A 14,902-nucleotide genomic window follows, 5' to 3' on the forward strand; every position below is an offset into this window, starting at 1 on the left:
GCTCTTCCCTCTCATTTGGGGGCTGCGTCTTGGGGATGGCGGATAACCACCCGGCCTCGTGCCGGGTTTTTTTTCGTTCGGCAGGCACGGCTGGCGGACAAACTTGGAATATCCAGCTACCCCATGTATGGGGTGCTAGGGGTCGAGTGTTCGAATCACTCCGTCCCGACCATATTTTTCAATGACTTAGCACAATCTTCACCGGTTGGGCTTTTTCATATCTGAAAAAATACTCCCACATTTACTCCCACGGATATCTTGGATCTCGGTAGCTATGCCATCTGAGAGGCGTTCGAGTCTTGTGTCCCCCGGACAGCCCCTCGGTGCAAGAACCTGAAGAAGCGAAGACTTTCGTTAATGAGCTGCCGATCTGGACAGTCCGCTAGGCAAGCTTCGGGCGATGGCTGTAGGTAACGCGGAGCTCTCTGTTGCTGGTGAAGTGATCCGGGCATTCGCTTAGACTTCGGCAGAGTCATCGAATATCACATGATTCCAGCGGCGGAGGTTCGTGTCGATGGGTGTTATGAACTTCCTGGTGATGGAGACATAGGGACGATCAGCGCAGTAACCATGTTTTTTGGAGAGAACGACCTTGACTGTATTTACAGGCTTCGGGTTCACCACGCTATGTGGCGCGACTCAGCGTCAACCGCAACCACCCAAGCACTGCATCGATAGCTTTAACAACTAGCACAGTATTTTCAGCTTAAAAAAATCTCAATGTGCCCCCAATTTTGCCCCCACTAAAATGCCGTAGACGAGCGATCACGAATGGCGATTCCCTGCATGATAGTTGGGAGCAATGTGCGACCGATATCGCGTTGTCTGAAAATCGAATGAATGCGATCGTGCGACCTGCACGGCGGGATTCAGATGAGGTGCGTACCGGCTTCGTTGCGAACGAGCGGGAGGCCTATTGCTCAGCACTGGACCTGTCCCAGCTGGACGACGTGATCGAGCGTTATCGGCGCCTGCGGAACGAGCGCGTTTTTGATTGTTTCCAGTGGTGGAAAGAGGTGAGGAACTATTACGACTACGAGACGACCCATCATCTCGTGGAAGGCATCGTGAAGTACGAATGCGAAGATGGTGTACGGCGCGACAGCTTTCCTTACACACGCCTTTTGTTGCAGCGCTCGACGCAGGCGCCGCATCTGGCAGAAAAGGGCGACCAGTCATATCGGATTGATCCAGATGCATGAGTGGTTGCACCGAGCCGCTCAGCGGTTGTCGGACCGTTACGACTACGATAGGGCTTGGCAGCAATTGGTGTTCGCCCAGGCCCTTGAAGTGTATGCGATCGCCCATGATGAGCCGATTGACGCAGAGGCGGCCAAGGACACTGTGCTGGCGATTGGCGGGTGGCTCGAGCTGTATGAAGAGACGCGATGGTCTGCAAGGAAGTCGCGCATTCTAGAGCAACTGGCCACGCTGGACTTCGAGGCTGAAGGGATTGTCTGGATTCCAGAGATTTTCCGAGTGGCCGTGATGGCGGCCCACGCCGGCCAGTTAAAGCTTGCGCAGCGTCTCGTGAAGTATGGCGCTTCCTGTAAACGCAGCCATTCCTCTGTCTCATTTGAGCCGCTGGACGAGTTGATTGAGCTTAAAGCGATTGCCGACGACGCGACCCTCAACGATAAGGAACGGATTGCCAGGCTGGACGCGTTCCTCGACGACGCCACGCAAAAAATTGCGACATTTCAAGAGCGGTTGAGCTATCTCAAGCCGCCAAGCAGATCGAGATGCGTACCAGGAAGTGGATCCAATTACTTCCCCTTTTTTTGGTGGTTGCATGTACAGTGATAGCATTGTGCGCGGAGCAGATGCGGTTTTTATCCTTTCTCACTTGGCACTACATGTTGTGTTGTATTGTTTTTGTATTGGTATATGTTGTGTTTATGATCTGATGCTGGCATATTTTGTCGAAGGCTAACTGATCTTCGCCGCTAGGAACATGAGCTGAAGAGTTTTGGTTAGTTTCCATGACCTTGGCAGGTAGTAGGGGTGGTATGTGTCGGTACCTCTTGATGCGATGTATGACCAACAGCTACGTGCCGCGCTTGAGGCATGGCAGCACTCTTCGACCAGTCGCGTGGTTCTGGCAACGGAAGCCGGTGGCTGGAGGTTTGCTTTTTTTCGGTTCGACGCAACCACCTATGATCCGCAAGAAGCCATCACCGGGGAGTTCGGAGTTTTATCCAGAGACCTGATCTTGCAATGGGCAGGCGACAAACAACTCGTCGCCAAGCTTGAATATGCGGTAATGGACGACCTACCACATGTATCTGTTAACACTGAGTTGTTCGCGACTCTACTGCTTGCATCTATGCCCGCTAAGGCAACAAAGAAAGCTGTCCGGGCATTTCTGACGCAGCGCGACGCTCTGCTGGAAGAAAGCGGTAATAGAACCCCATGCCACCTCTAAAATCTGTGCTTCATAGGCCATCAGGTTGCACCAGCGTATGGCTGCGTCGATCGGGCGATAAAAAACCTTGGCATATGGATTACAGCTTTCAGTTGCGTACATGCGAGCTAAACCTCCCTGCTTCTACTAGGCATGGTCTCCTGCTAATTCAGGTCCGTCGGTACGTAGAGCTTCCATGCAATGGTATAAATCACTTTTAGGTGTCGCCATCGTTCCATGACCGGCGTAGCGGTACGAGCTGCCATTAAAGCACGAGAGCATTAATGTTCATTCGATCTGGGCCGTCTTGCTGACTGGCGGCGGTTTACTGTGCCAACATTCAGCGCTGGTAGGGTTGGGCTCATCCCCCCCAGGAGCGTTTTCGAGAGAGAAATTAAGGGACAATATGGCGGGCCGTAACTGTGGCGGCCGTCTGGTCATTTGAGGCTAAATTTTCTGCAACTAAAGTTAGGAGCTTACCCGCGATCACTTCTACATTGAGCATGGAGTCGTTCCTAGCAGATGGCCAGAGTCCTTTCTAATCCCTCGGCACGTAGATAGCACCTGATTCAGCGGAGCGCTTGTTTCGATTGGTTGTGGTTTTATTTCGATAGCTATCGTAGCGTCGGCCCACCGATTGCCCGTACCGCTTTGGGTCGTTTGCCGAAACTCCTTGGTTGGAGCCGACGATCCCGATATCAGATTAGCCACTGCGCCGCGATTTCAACCCAGTCGTCCAGTGCGCGCACGGCTTTTTCTCTGTTGCCGGATATCATCCCGCGTGCGATCGCCGCGTGGATCTGGACAACACCTTTCACGATGTCGATCCGTTCGCTTTTGCGCGCACGGTAGTAGCGCGATTCGAATCGCGCCTTTCGCAGCAGGATGTCAAGGAACAATTCCAACGACGGATCGCCAGCCAGTTTTGCCAACGTCATGTGGAACGTCTGCAAATCGAGCCCGGAAGCGCTCTCGTCGAGCGACGATTCGAAAATCAGACATTGAGTCAGCGTTTGGCGGGCCGCTTCATCGAATCGCTCGAAACAGCGACCGAGGATGTGCAGCTCCAGTGCGCGTCGGGTCTTGAGCATCTGCTCGCCGTCGAAACGGCGCGACTCCAGGAACACGCCGGCAGGATAAGCCGCGCTATCGACCGTCGGTTCGGTCACGATGAGACCGCCCGAAGCCCCGCGACGCATGGCCGCGATGGACTGCGATTCCAATAGGCGGATCGCCTCCCGCAGCACGCCGCGGCTGACGCCGTAACGCTGCATCAGTTGCGGTTCGGTGCCGAGGTTCGCGCCCAGCGGCCAGCGTGCTACCGCGATTTCGTGGGCGATGTTGCGCGCCAGCACTTCGCTCAGCCGCAAGCCGGGGCGAGTCAACCGCAACTTGAGTCCCGAGCGCGTCGCCCAGCGTTCGGCCAACCGCAACTCGTTGGCGGTGAGCGCACCGAGGCGAGGGGGCTTGCCGCGCGCATCGGCAAGCGCAGAACCCGCCGCGTGTCGCGTCAGATTCGCCATCTCGCGAAAAAACGCCGCCTCGCCGGCCGGCACAACCAGGCTCAGATACACCATACCGGCGCTCTTCAGCCTGCGCCTGTACGCGTCCACTCGTTCGCCAACCGGTTTGCCCACCTTTGTGCTCTCAAGCAGTTTGATAACCAAAGTGTTACACGTAACGGGCAATTAGCCAATGCGGGAAATCCGCTTGGATTAGAGGCCAATCGCGATAATCGGGCCGGGCCAGCTGCGGCGAATTCGAAGGAAATAGGGCTGGTCGCGGTTGTATCGGACGGGGCAAACCCTGCATTCTGACGCTACAACAACAGCCCGAAAGCGACCTCATTCATGAACACTTCTGACGTCACTCTTGAAAAGCAGCAGTTGCGGCTTCAGCCGTGGCTGCAAGCGCGACAGCCGCACTGGCGCAATCTGCACGTGCTGCCCTTCAGTCCGGTCAATTCGGGATTTTCCAACGAGACTTATATCGTCGACGTAACGCATGAGGGCGACCGCGGGGAGACCGTCACGGAACACTTGGTCATACGCCAGGTGCCGACCGGCGTGCGACTGTTTCCGGAGTATGACCTTGCGCCGCAATATCGCTTGCAAGTCGCACTCTGCAACAGCGAGGTGCGCGTGCCGGCCATGCTCGGCTTTGAAGCCGATCCGTCGGTGCTGGGGACACCGTTCTACCTGATGGAGCGCATCGATGGCGTCATCGCCTCTGGCCGTAAGCCCGGCTTTCACGGCCATGGCCCGTTTTTCGATGCCGACGGTCCGCAGCGACGCACGATGTACCTCGATGCACTCGACCAGCTCGTGAAACTGCACCGTTGGCCATGGCGCGACACGGACGCTGCCAACATCTTTGGCATTCCAGCGAACGGTGGCGCCGCTATCGACGCCGAAATCCGCAAGGTCGAATATTGGCTCGACTGGGCCGAAATGGAGCCACTCAGCGTGCTGCGTGCCGGTGTGCAATGGCTTAAGGAACACCGCATCGAGCCAGAGGAACTTGGTGTGTGTTGGGGGGACGCGCGCCCCGGCAATATGGTGTATCGCGATGGAAGTGTCGTCGCGCTGCTCGACTGGGAATTGGCCCATATCGCGCCACCGGAATTCGACCTCGCCTTTTTCGCACTGGTCGACCAGACCATCGCGCAGATGAACGGTGTGCCACGTCTCGCGCATCTACCGGACCTGGAGCAGACCATCGCCTACTACGAGAAACACAGCGGCAGGCCGGTGCGCAATTACCGCTATGCGGAGGTGTTCCAAGCCGTTCGCCTGGCGGCGATGCTGGTGCTGACGGTGCGTGCATCGCCCGTGCATCTGTCGCTACCGGCGGATTATGCGACCAACAACATTCCGACGCATAAACTGGCCGAGATGATCGGTCATCGACTCTGATTCCCACGATTGGAACCAACATGATCACACTTACCGCCGCCGATGAATACATGTGTCACCAGATGGTCGCGTCGTTCGACGAAGTCATCAACACCGATCGCAACTGGACCGAGAAGTCCTACATAGTTGTCTTCGATCAAAGTTTTCAGGTAATGATCGCGATTGGCATGGGCAAATATACCAATCGCAACGTCATGGATGGTTTCGCCTGCGTCGCGGTGCCGGGACGCATCCATAATGTGCGCGCTTCGCGTGAGCTGCGCCCGTCCTGGGACGAGATCAAGGTTGGCCCGATCAGTTGGCAGATTGTGGAGCCACCTAAGAAAAATCGCGTCGTGCTCGGCGACAACGATCAAGGCATCAGCTTCGACATCCTGTTCGAGAGCGACTATCTGCCGGTGGTCGGTAATGTCGGCGTGAGGCGCAACAATGGCATCACGGCGAATCAGACGATCCGTTACTTCCAGCCCGGCCGCGCAAGTGGCACCGTCACTGTCGATGGCAAGACTTATACGATCGCTCGCGAAAGCTCTTACGCATATAAAGACCGCTCGTGGGGCGTGCGCACGATGACGGGTATTCCCAATGAAGGCGCGTTCCACTTCGATGAGCCGTCGGCATTGACTGAAAGCGGCTTGATGCCGACACCTGCGCACGGCGGCGGAATCCTGCACGGTTATCTGAACCTGCAATTCAAGGACTGGGCGGTATCGACCACGTTTACGCAAGGCCCGGATGGCAAGGCCATTGCCTCCGCCACTGGCAGCACGGAGGGCTTCGTCGTCTTTCACGACGGTAGCGGCCGCGCACCGATTCCGATCGTCGAGCGCAAGCTCAATTTCGAATTTTTCCCCGGCACACGGCGCGGGAAAAGTCTGGAAGCGGAATTCGTGCTTGCGGATGGCTCGACTCGCAAGATTTCCTGTCAGTGGCGCAACCTGGCGTGGTATTTCCGTGCGGGTGGTTACTTCGGCTTTCGCGGCTGGTGGCAGGGTAAATACATGGGGCCCTACGCCATCGGCGGTGAAACGCTGGACCTGTCGGACAAGGCTGTGCGCGATGAAATCTATGGTTGTGAGGAAATTGCAGTCGAATGCTCCTGCAATGGCGAAACCGGCTACGGCGTCTTGGAACCGTGGGCGATCGGCGCGTTGCCGGGCTACGGCATCAAGGCGGAGGATTTGGGATGAACTCTCCTATTCACAAGGGCAGCGGTCGCCTCGAGCTGATGCTCACGGTGTTGGTGATTGGCGCGATCGTCGGCGGATTCGTGTCGATGACGGTCACCGGCCCGGAAGGGCTCGCCAATCCGCACCCTGTGGGCACGTATGTGTATGACGGCGTGCCGAGGGCGTTGCCGCCGATGGCTGGCATCGAAAACATGCCCGCTGTTTTTCAAGCAGTCGGTGTGCTTTTGGCGCTCGCGCTATGGGCATGGTTCGGCGTGAAATCCTGGCGCGAAGGCCGAATGCATCCAGTCATTCTTGTGATGGCGAGCATCACGGTGATGGCCGTGTTGATGGAGCCGCTGATTAACTGGGGCATGTATTTGTCATTCGACCCGCGCAGCCCACACCTGCCGATTGCGACACCGTGGATGCGGATAGCTCCCAATATCGAGCCGCTTTCCTGCTTTTATGGGTATCCGTTTTACTTCCTGATACCCGCCATGATCGCCAACGGCGTTTACGCGTCGCTGGTGCGCAGGGTGGCACCAGATCATTACATAACGCGACATCCGCTCTGGTCGTTGGCGGTGCTTGGCTGGGTGATCGGGATGGTGTTCGACTTTGCCGTCGAGCTGCCGTTGCTGCGCTCCAGCTTGTATATCTACAGCCAGGTTTGGCCTGCCATCTCCATCGATGTCGGGAAGACGTGGCAGTTCCCGGCGCTGCTCGCCGTGCCAACCATTGCCGTCACGATGGGATGGTGCGCCGTTCTTCTCCATCGCGACGCGGCGGGATTGACACTCACCGAGCGCATGGCGCTGCGCCTGCCAGGCCTGCGTCGCATGCCGACGTTTGGAAGCTTTTTACTGGCATCGGTGCTGGCCTGCTTCGCGTACAGCGTCTACACCGGCGCTTTTTTCGCGGTCCGCACGTTGGGCCTCGCTACCGCCATTGCGCAACCATGGCCGTTCGAAGATCAGAGGATTTACGACCCGGACGGCTTATATAGAGCAGCGGGCGTGGATGGACCCTTTTACGACGATATCGCCGAAGAAAAGCGCCGGAATTAGATCGATGACCAATGACCTCATCGAAGCGACTCGCCAACTGCTGAACCTGGTGCGAACAGCGATTCTGCGGTGAGCGAAGCAGTTCGGGTATTCGCGCGGCTTGGCGGTGGTGCAGTGTCGGTGGGAAAGGGGAAATTATTACTTCCACGTTACAATTTCAGGCGTGAAGAATTATTGCGCAGCGTAATTCAACTTTATACCTGAAGTATGGGTGCCCGATTCGAGCCGGGCACCTCATTTGGTCAACCGTGACCGAGCAAGCCCGAGGCGTCAGCTGAAACGCTGATCAACAACTCTCGTAATTCGTTGAGTTTGTGCTGCATGCGCTCGGCGGGAGCGGCAATAACCAGGGCGGCGGCGACAGTCCCATCGGTGTTGTAAACCGGAACAGCAATTCCAGCTGCGCCTTCGGAGAGTTCGCTGATGCTGATGGATACACCGGTTTCGCGAATTTCCTTGAGCTGCGTTTTTAGCGCGCCACGGTCGGTCACTGTGCGCCAGGTCATGGCTTTGAGCTTGGCGGTCTTGAGATAGGCGTCTTGACTGAGCTCATCTTGATAGGCTAGCAGTAAGCGACCTGGCGCAGTGCAGTGCAGGGGGCGTGGCGCGCCCAGTGGCGAGACGTAGCGCACAGGGTTCTGCGAGTCAATGCCGTCTATATGCGTGACCACGTGCGAATCCATATCGATGACGGACAGATAGACGCTTTCCCCAGATTTGGTGGCCAACTCTTCAAGAAAAGGGCGCATCAGTTTGGGGAAGTTGCGGGTCGCCAGAATGTCACTCGCCAAACGGTAGATGAATGGCCCAAGGCGGTAGCGACTGCCGCCATGGGTCAAATAGCCTTCTGCTACGAGTGGTCGCAGAAGCGTCAGCAGGCTGCTTTTCGGCGATTCGAGCGTACTGCTCAATTCTGCAAGAGACAGGCCATCAACAGATTTGGCCAAGGTTTCGAATAATCCGAGAATGCGCGTTACAGAGCGTGGGCCCAAAGGCGGTTGGAGTTCAGCTGTGTCCACATCGTTTTCCTTTTCAAGATTTAAAAAAACACTGTCTGCAAGGAACGATCTTTGGTCTCCGTTGGACAGTCCGGACTGGTTATCTCGTACATCATATCAAATGACGTTTAATACCCTTGCGAAACCGCTTTTTTTTTCATCACAAGATTGCAAGGGAATGCCACCACGCTGCTTCAGGAGAGATTGCGGCAGCGCAGCGCTGATCTGTTTGCATATTCGAACGCCGTTCAGTAATATGGCCTCAGCTAACCGTAACGTGTTCTCTCTATTGACCTCGACAGTTCGGGTTTGTTGAGGATTCCTCTAGATTAGAGCCGATATTTGAGGAGTCGGGCATGGCAGATATGGTTGAAGGCAAGGTTGTCGTAGTCACTGGCGCCGGTGGAGGTATCGGGCGTGAGATAGCGCTGCTGATGGCGAAGAACGGTGCCAAAGTAGTGGTCAACGATGTGGGCGCCTCTGTCAGTGGTGAGGGGCAAGACGTTGGACCCGCGCAGAAAGTAGTGGACGAAATCAGGGCTTCTGGTGGCGATGCAACGGCTAATACTGACAGCGTTTCCGACCCGCGCGCAGCCGCAGATCTCATAGAGCAGGCGGTGCAGACCTATGGCCGTATTGACGTAGTGGTCAACAACGCTGGCATTCTGCGCGATCGTTTTTTCCACAAAATGACCGCCGATGAGTTCGATTCGGTGTTAAAGGTCCATCTCTACGGCTCCTTCTACGTCAGTCGGGCTGCTGCTAATTACTTCAAGGAGCAGGAGTCGGGTTGTTTTGTACACATGACATCGACGTCCGGACTCATTGGTAACCTTGGGCAAGCCAATTACAACGCGGCAAAGCTGGGCATCATGGCGTTATCCAAGTCCATCGCATTGGACATGCAGAAGTTCAATGTCCGCTCGAACTGTGTCGCCCCCTTCGCGTTCAGTCGCATGATTGGTGCCATTCCAACTGATACCCCTGAGCAGCAGGCTCGCGTCGAAAAAATCAAGCAAATGACGCCAGCGAAAATTGCGCCTATTTGTGTGTATCTGGCCAGCGATCAAGCCGCCGAAGTCAATGCTCAAGTCTTTGCAGTGCGCAATAACGAGATTTTCCTCATGAGCCACCCACGCCCGATTCGTTCTGTTCAGCGTACGGAAGGTTGGACCCCCGAAACCTTGGCGACTCATGGTATGCCTGCTTTAAAAGGTTCATTCGTACCGATGGACCGTTCGGGAGATGTATTTACTTGGGACCCTGTTTAATTCTCATGGGCGCCGAATAGGTGCTCTTGTTTTGGGCAATAGCAGTTGCTTTACGCTAGAACGACCTCGTCACGTCAATGACGTTAATAAAAAATAATAAAAGCCGCTGATCTGATCCTAAGGCGGCAGAGGAGGAAGAACATGACTTACCCTGATCATTGGACAGTACCTGCGCATGTCCCAGCCCATCTGGTCATTGATTTCGACTACCTTCACCCTGCTGGAGCCGAGACCGACGTGCATCTCGCATGGAAGGTTTTGCATGATGGTCCGGATATTGTTTGGTCCCCTCACAACGGTGGGCACTGGATTGCTACTCGAGCGGACGACATAGAGGTTATTCAGAAGGATGGCGCTCGTTTCTCCCATCGAATAATTAACATTCCCCCTACGCCTCAATTTACATTGGTTCCTTTGGAGCTAGATGTTCCGGAACATACTGCTTATCGGGCTTTGATCACACCGTCTTTTCTACCTCAGGCTATCGCTTCGATGGAAGACGATGTCAGGGCGCTGACGATCGAATTAATCGAAGGTTTTCAAGCCAAAGGTGAGTGCGAGTTCGTCAACGATTTCGCCAAAATGCTGCCGATCCTGATTTTTCTGAGGCTAGTGAACTTGCCCCGCAGCGATCGTCTTGAGTTGCTGACTATGGCTGAAATGGCTGTGCGAGGCAGCTTGCAAGACCGCATCGAGTCGCAGGGCATGCTTCAACGCTATCTGGGCAAATGGATTCAGGAGCGAACGTTGAATCCGGGTAACGACGTGATCAGCCTGATCGTCAACGCGCAGATCGATGGTGCGCCGATCCGCCCCGAGCGGATGTTTGGCATGCTGATTGTGGTGTTGTTTGGCGGGTTGGATACCGTCGCTTCCATGATGGGTTTCATCTGTCGTTTCCTGGCTGAGCATCCGACTAAACGCCAACAACTGGTGGACGATCCGCAATTGATCAATACCGCGGTCGACGAATTAATTCGTCGCCACGGGGTGACCAATACCGCACGAGTCGTGGTGGGAGACTTCGAGTTTAAGGGCGTGCCGCTGAAGGATGGTGATCAGATTCAGGTACCGAATGCGCTTTTTGGTCTGGACGAGCGACGCTTTGCCGATCCTATGGATGTCGATTTGACCCGCAAACCAGTGATTCATGCAGCGTTTGGTAATGGCCCGCATCGTTGCCCAGGCTCGTTCCTGGCCCGTACCGAGATCAAGGTGTTCCTGCAGGAGTGGCTCAAGCGCATACCTGATTTCCGTATCAAGCCAGGTGATCAGCCGCGGACGGCTTCAGGTTCGGTAAATGGAGTGCTTCATTTGCCACTGGTATGGGACGTTAACTAAGGAGTTGACATGAAACAGTGGCAATGCATTTTTTGTGGTTTTTTTTATGACGAAGCCTTGGGTCTGCCAGAAGAAGGCATCGCACCGGGGACGCGCTGGGAAGACATTCCGGAAGACTGGATGTGTCCTGAGTGTGGTGCCGCGAAAGTCGATTTCACCATGATTGAAGTTTGAGTGGTTTGCACCCAAAAGCGTTGGGCGTCCGGGACGTCAAACACCGACTCAAAGGATACGTGAATGAATTTTTCGAGCTATAAAGCGCTCAAGTTGGAGCGCGATGAAAACGGTATCTTAACCGTCACCCTCAATCGTCCGGACTCACTTAATGCTGTCGATGGGGTCATGGATGAGGAACTGGGTAGAGTGTTCACTGAGGCGGGGTACGATGACGAGACCCGCGTCGTAATTCTGACCGGGGCAGGCCGCGCCTTCAGTGCAGGCGGAGACCTCGAGGGAATGCAGCTGGTTATTGATGAGCCCCAGCGCTTCATCGATGGTATGCGCCGTGGTAAACAACTGCTGTTTTCGATGCTCGATTGTCCTAAACCGATTATTGCCAAGATAAACGGTCACGCACTAGGCCTGGGCGCCACCCTGGCGTTGTTTTGTGACCTGACTTACTCGACGTTAACGGCCAAAATCGGTGACCCTCATGTCAGCGTCGGCTTTGTCGCAGGGGATGGCGGTGCGGCCATCTGGCCGCAGTTAATCGGTTACGCGAAGGCCAAGGAGTATTTGCTGACGGGCGACCCTCTGACGGGGGAGCAGGCGGCACGAATAGGCCTGATTAATCATGCTGTCGCAGCCGAAGAGCTCGACGCAACCGTCCAGGCGATGGCGCTCAAGCTCGCCCAGGGGGCATCGAAAGCCATCCAGTGGACCAAGCTATCGGTCAATATTAGCCTCAAGCAGATCGTCAGTTCGGTCATCGATGCTTCGTTCGCCTATGAGGCGCTGTCCAACCAGACCGAAGATCACCAGGAAGCGGTCAATGCTTTCCGGGAAAAGCGCAAACCGGTCTTCAAGGGTCGCTGATTGTTGATGGATTTGGTAGGAGTTGGATATGAGTAGAACAGTGATCGTTACGGGTGGCTTTGGTAGTCTGGGAGTCGCAGTCGGTAGGGCCTTTGCGCAAGCGGGCTGGCAAGTGGCGTTAGTGGATCGGGCGCCACAACCACAGCCCGCAGTATGCGATGAGTTCAGCGGCCATTTATTGCTGGGCAATGTGAATCTCGCTGACTTGACTGAGACGAGCAATGCTTTTTCTCAAGTCGATCACCGCTTTGGTGGTGTTGACGCCTTGATCAACGTCGCCGGTGGTTTTCGCTGGGAAACATTGGACGATGGCGATCTAGCAACTTGGGATTTGTTGTATCAAATGAATCTACGTACGGCTGCAACCTGTTGCAAGGTCGCACTTGCGCATCTGAAATCGCGCGGAGCAGGGCGCATCGTCAATATTGCTGCAGGTGCCGCCATCAAAGCACCACTTGGTATGGGCGCCTATGCGGCTTCTAAGGCCGGCGTGATGCGTCTGACTGAGGCCTTGGCTGAGGAGCTCAAGGACCATTTGATCACGGTGAACGCGATCCTGCCCTCGATCATCGATACTCCGCAGAACCGGGCAGAGATGGTTGATGCCGACTTCACACGTTGGGTGCAGCCATCGCAGATCGCTGAGGTGATTTTGTTTCTGGCTTCTAATGCCGCTTCTTCTATTACTGGAGCATCGATACCGGTGAATGGTCGTATTTGATCTCAATCTGGGTGTCATTACGTTATACATCTTTCCGGTTTGTGATAGTGCGGCACATCGGAGTCGATGGCTAGAAGGTTGCCTAAAATAATTTTTTGAGGAAGGGAGATCGATATGTCAAAGTTCAGCAATATCTACCCGCGTGGACACTTCTTTCAACAGTTAGGAGGCGCTCATTATGCGCAGCCAAAAGATATGCAGGATGAAAGGGGCTTTTTCGGCCTTGTCCCGTCAGCTACCTTTGCCTATGGCAATCTGAAAAGCGAAGATGACGAGATGTATGAGATCGTGCGTCGCTTCTCGCACCATGGCACTGCCGCCACGGGAGAAGAAGCGGAAGATATGGGACGACCTCCTGTGCTGCTGCTATTTCAGTCGACCGAATTGGATCATGAACATCTGCGTTACGACCTTCCAACAATGATGCAGCAAGCACCTACGGACAATGCACGCATCTACATGGAGGGTGATAAAGCTATTTGGGAACAAGCGGAAAAAGAGCAAGGGGGGGCTTTTCGCCTGACGTTCGAGGGTGAAACTTTCACCTGGAGTGAAGAGGATATTTTCGCTCTTTCGGGGACAATAATGCGCCCTGGTTTGCAATGGTATCTGCCAGGACGAGATTACGGTACTTTCTATGTTTCGCAGATCTTCCAGGTGTCTGGTGAAGTTCGCGGGAAAAAAGTGACGGGCATTATCGCTTATGACCAAACGTACATGGGGGAAGGTGGCGATCTCTATGTAAACAAAGATCTGGTGATGCAAAATCGCGGGCATGTTATCTGGTACACGTGGGCGACTCGCTATGAGGATGGAAGTTGGGAGAACGGGCACTTCATGCTTGGCAATGGCCCGCTGGGTTTCGCCCTTTTCACCGACGGAAAAACAGTAACGAGCACTCGTGATATCACCGGTAGAGTTATTCCGCAAGAGGGGAGTCCGTTTGCAAAACGCATTGAGCTAACTATCGATGGTGAGCCTTGGGAATTCATTCCCGAGCCGAGGGGCACAATGCCGGATATGATGCGTAAACATCCACCGACCCCGCAGCAAGAAGGAAGATGGCAGCGCGTTGGTGAGACCCGCAAGCCCGTAACATGGTTTGCATGGGGCGAAACTGAGCCAGATCATGGACTGACCCCTGCTGATAAATTGCCGACCGAGCCGATTTACGAGTAAGCCGAATGATACGAGGGCCTAAGGTCTGCTTTACTATCTTTGCGCCTGGGCCCTCCTCAACGATGCATCCTTAGCGAAATCATCGTATTGCTAATAGTAGTTTTCTTAAAGCCTCTTTGCGCTTTATCAGGGTAGCCTGACCCCAGTGACCGTGTCCCGACGATAACTTCCAGCTAATGCTGGATCGAAGGTGCTGCCCTCGCAGCTCATCATGACCTCATACTCGGCGTACCTGCGGCTTTCAACGGCCCTGCGCCCATTCTTCCGACAGCTTAGCGTCACCACCTCCGATGCACTGGGGGCGTGAGTTTGATAATTTTCAGACCCTTGAATTGGTCTGCCTTCGCAGGGTTTCGTCGAAGGAGTGGCCGGAGCTTCGTGTCGCTGTCGACAACCGCTTCATCTACCGACTCCTGATCCCTTAGCCATGCTCTCGTAAGCAAGGGGGCAGCGTGTATGAAAATGATGAGTTGTAGATGTTAAGTCATTGATATAAATTGAACGTCGTTCATTATTTGGCCTGAGGGTGAGCGGGAAAGGTATGCCTCGTTCAGCCCAATCCTCAGCACATCCGTCACGGTGCGTCTCGCAAGAAAAATAAAAATAAAAATATGGAGTCTAAAAATGCGCATTGGTCCGCTTGGAATACGTAGCAAGCTGTTACTGATCACCGGCCTCGGCACCTTTATGTTGTTGTCTGCGTCGTTATTCGGTTTGTTCCAGGGCTGGAGGGGGGTGACCAGCTATGAGCGACTCATGAACACTGAAGTAGTCAACCTGAACGATGTCCTCAGGTTGA

14 protein-coding genes are annotated in these 14,902 nt (G+C 54.8%); 12 read left to right on the forward strand and 2 right to left on the reverse strand.

Annotated features, from left to right (window positions below):
- Nucleotides 1-836: 836 nt before the first annotated feature.
- The 3 genes from HGO40_RS02080 (at nucleotide 837) to HGO40_RS02090 (ending at nucleotide 2,425) form a co-directional block, all read left to right on the forward strand.
- Nucleotides 837-1,202, forward strand: a complete 366-nt coding sequence (locus tag HGO40_RS02080; protein ID WP_250961661.1) for a hypothetical protein — start codon at nucleotides 837-839, stop codon at nucleotides 1,200-1,202.
- Nucleotides 1,195-1,803, forward strand: coding sequence for a hypothetical protein (locus HGO40_RS02085; protein ID WP_250961662.1), 609 nt, complete (start codon nucleotides 1,195-1,197; stop codon nucleotides 1,801-1,803). The genes HGO40_RS02080 and HGO40_RS02085 overlap by 8 nt, the downstream gene beginning before the upstream one ends.
- A 208-nt stretch (nucleotides 1,804-2,011) precedes the next feature.
- Entirely contained in the window at nucleotides 2,012-2,425 is a 414-nt protein-coding gene (locus HGO40_RS02090) for a hypothetical protein (protein WP_250961817.1), read from the forward strand.
- Between the two features lie 677 nt (nucleotides 2,426-3,102).
- Here the strand turns inward: HGO40_RS02090 and HGO40_RS02095 are convergent.
- Nucleotides 3,103-3,981 carry a FadR/GntR family transcriptional regulator gene (locus HGO40_RS02095; protein ID WP_250961663.1) on the reverse strand — a complete coding sequence of 293 codons (879 nt, stop codon included), beginning with the start codon at nucleotides 3,979-3,981 and terminating at the stop codon, nucleotides 3,103-3,105.
- A 273-nt stretch (nucleotides 3,982-4,254) separates the two neighbouring features.
- On the opposite strand from HGO40_RS02095, the gene HGO40_RS02100 reads away from it, so the two are divergent.
- The 3 genes from HGO40_RS02100 to HGO40_RS02110 are packed head-to-tail and all read left to right on the forward strand — an operon-like array spanning nucleotide 4,255 to nucleotide 7,558.
- Nucleotides 4,255-5,319, forward strand: coding sequence for a phosphotransferase family protein (locus tag HGO40_RS02100; RefSeq protein WP_250961664.1), 1,065 nt, complete (start codon nucleotides 4,255-4,257; stop codon nucleotides 5,317-5,319).
- Between the two features lie 20 nt (nucleotides 5,320-5,339).
- Nucleotides 5,340-6,509, forward strand: a complete 1,170-nt coding sequence (locus HGO40_RS02105) for an Rv3169 family protein (RefSeq protein ID WP_250961665.1) — start codon at nucleotides 5,340-5,342, stop codon at nucleotides 6,507-6,509.
- Nucleotides 6,506-7,558, forward strand: coding sequence for a spirocyclase AveC family protein (locus tag HGO40_RS02110; RefSeq protein ID WP_250961666.1), 1,053 nt, complete (start codon nucleotides 6,506-6,508; stop codon nucleotides 7,556-7,558). The genes HGO40_RS02105 and HGO40_RS02110 overlap by 4 nt, the downstream gene beginning before the upstream one ends.
- 242 nt (nucleotides 7,559-7,800) lie before the next feature.
- Here the strand turns inward: HGO40_RS02110 and HGO40_RS02115 are convergent, their stop codons facing one another.
- Entirely contained in the window at nucleotides 7,801-8,577 is a 777-nt protein-coding gene (locus HGO40_RS02115; protein ID WP_250961667.1) for an IclR family transcriptional regulator, read from the reverse strand.
- 335 nt (nucleotides 8,578-8,912) lie between these two features.
- Here HGO40_RS02115 and HGO40_RS02120 point away from each other — a divergent pair, with 335 nt between their 5' ends.
- From HGO40_RS02120 to HGO40_RS02145, 6 genes are all read left to right on the forward strand, one after another.
- Nucleotides 8,913-9,827 (forward strand): SDR family NAD(P)-dependent oxidoreductase, encoded by a 915-nt coding sequence (locus tag HGO40_RS02120; protein ID WP_250961668.1) that lies wholly within the window; start codon nucleotides 8,913-8,915, stop codon nucleotides 9,825-9,827.
- Between the two features lie 141 nt (nucleotides 9,828-9,968).
- The gene (locus HGO40_RS02125; RefSeq protein ID WP_250961669.1) at nucleotides 9,969-11,168 is read left to right on the forward strand and encodes a cytochrome P450; all 1,200 of its coding nucleotides are present in this window, start codon (nucleotides 9,969-9,971) and stop codon (nucleotides 11,166-11,168) included.
- A gap of 9 nt (nucleotides 11,169-11,177) precedes the next feature.
- Nucleotides 11,178-11,342: a rubredoxin gene (locus tag HGO40_RS02130; RefSeq protein ID WP_250961670.1), complete on the forward strand. Its 165-nt coding sequence runs from the start codon at nucleotides 11,178-11,180 to the stop codon at nucleotides 11,340-11,342.
- A 63-nt stretch (nucleotides 11,343-11,405) separates the two neighbouring features.
- On the forward strand, nucleotides 11,406-12,203 hold the full coding sequence (locus HGO40_RS02135) for an enoyl-CoA hydratase/isomerase family protein (protein WP_250961671.1): 798 nt from the start codon (nucleotides 11,406-11,408) through the stop codon (nucleotides 12,201-12,203).
- A gap of 28 nt (nucleotides 12,204-12,231) precedes the next feature.
- Complete coding sequence (locus HGO40_RS02140) at nucleotides 12,232-12,924, forward strand: SDR family NAD(P)-dependent oxidoreductase (RefSeq protein ID WP_250961672.1); 693 nt, start codon at nucleotides 12,232-12,234, stop codon at nucleotides 12,922-12,924.
- Nucleotides 12,925-13,038: 114 nt separating this feature from the next.
- Nucleotides 13,039-14,103, forward strand: coding sequence for a hypothetical protein (locus tag HGO40_RS02145; protein ID WP_250961673.1), 1,065 nt, complete (start codon nucleotides 13,039-13,041; stop codon nucleotides 14,101-14,103).
- Nucleotides 14,104-14,902: the final 799 nt, after the last annotated feature.

The organism is Pseudomonas sp. CG7, from assembly GCF_023701885.1.
Lineage (GTDB): Bacteria > Pseudomonadota > Gammaproteobacteria > Pseudomonadales > Pseudomonadaceae > Aquipseudomonas > Aquipseudomonas zanjanensis.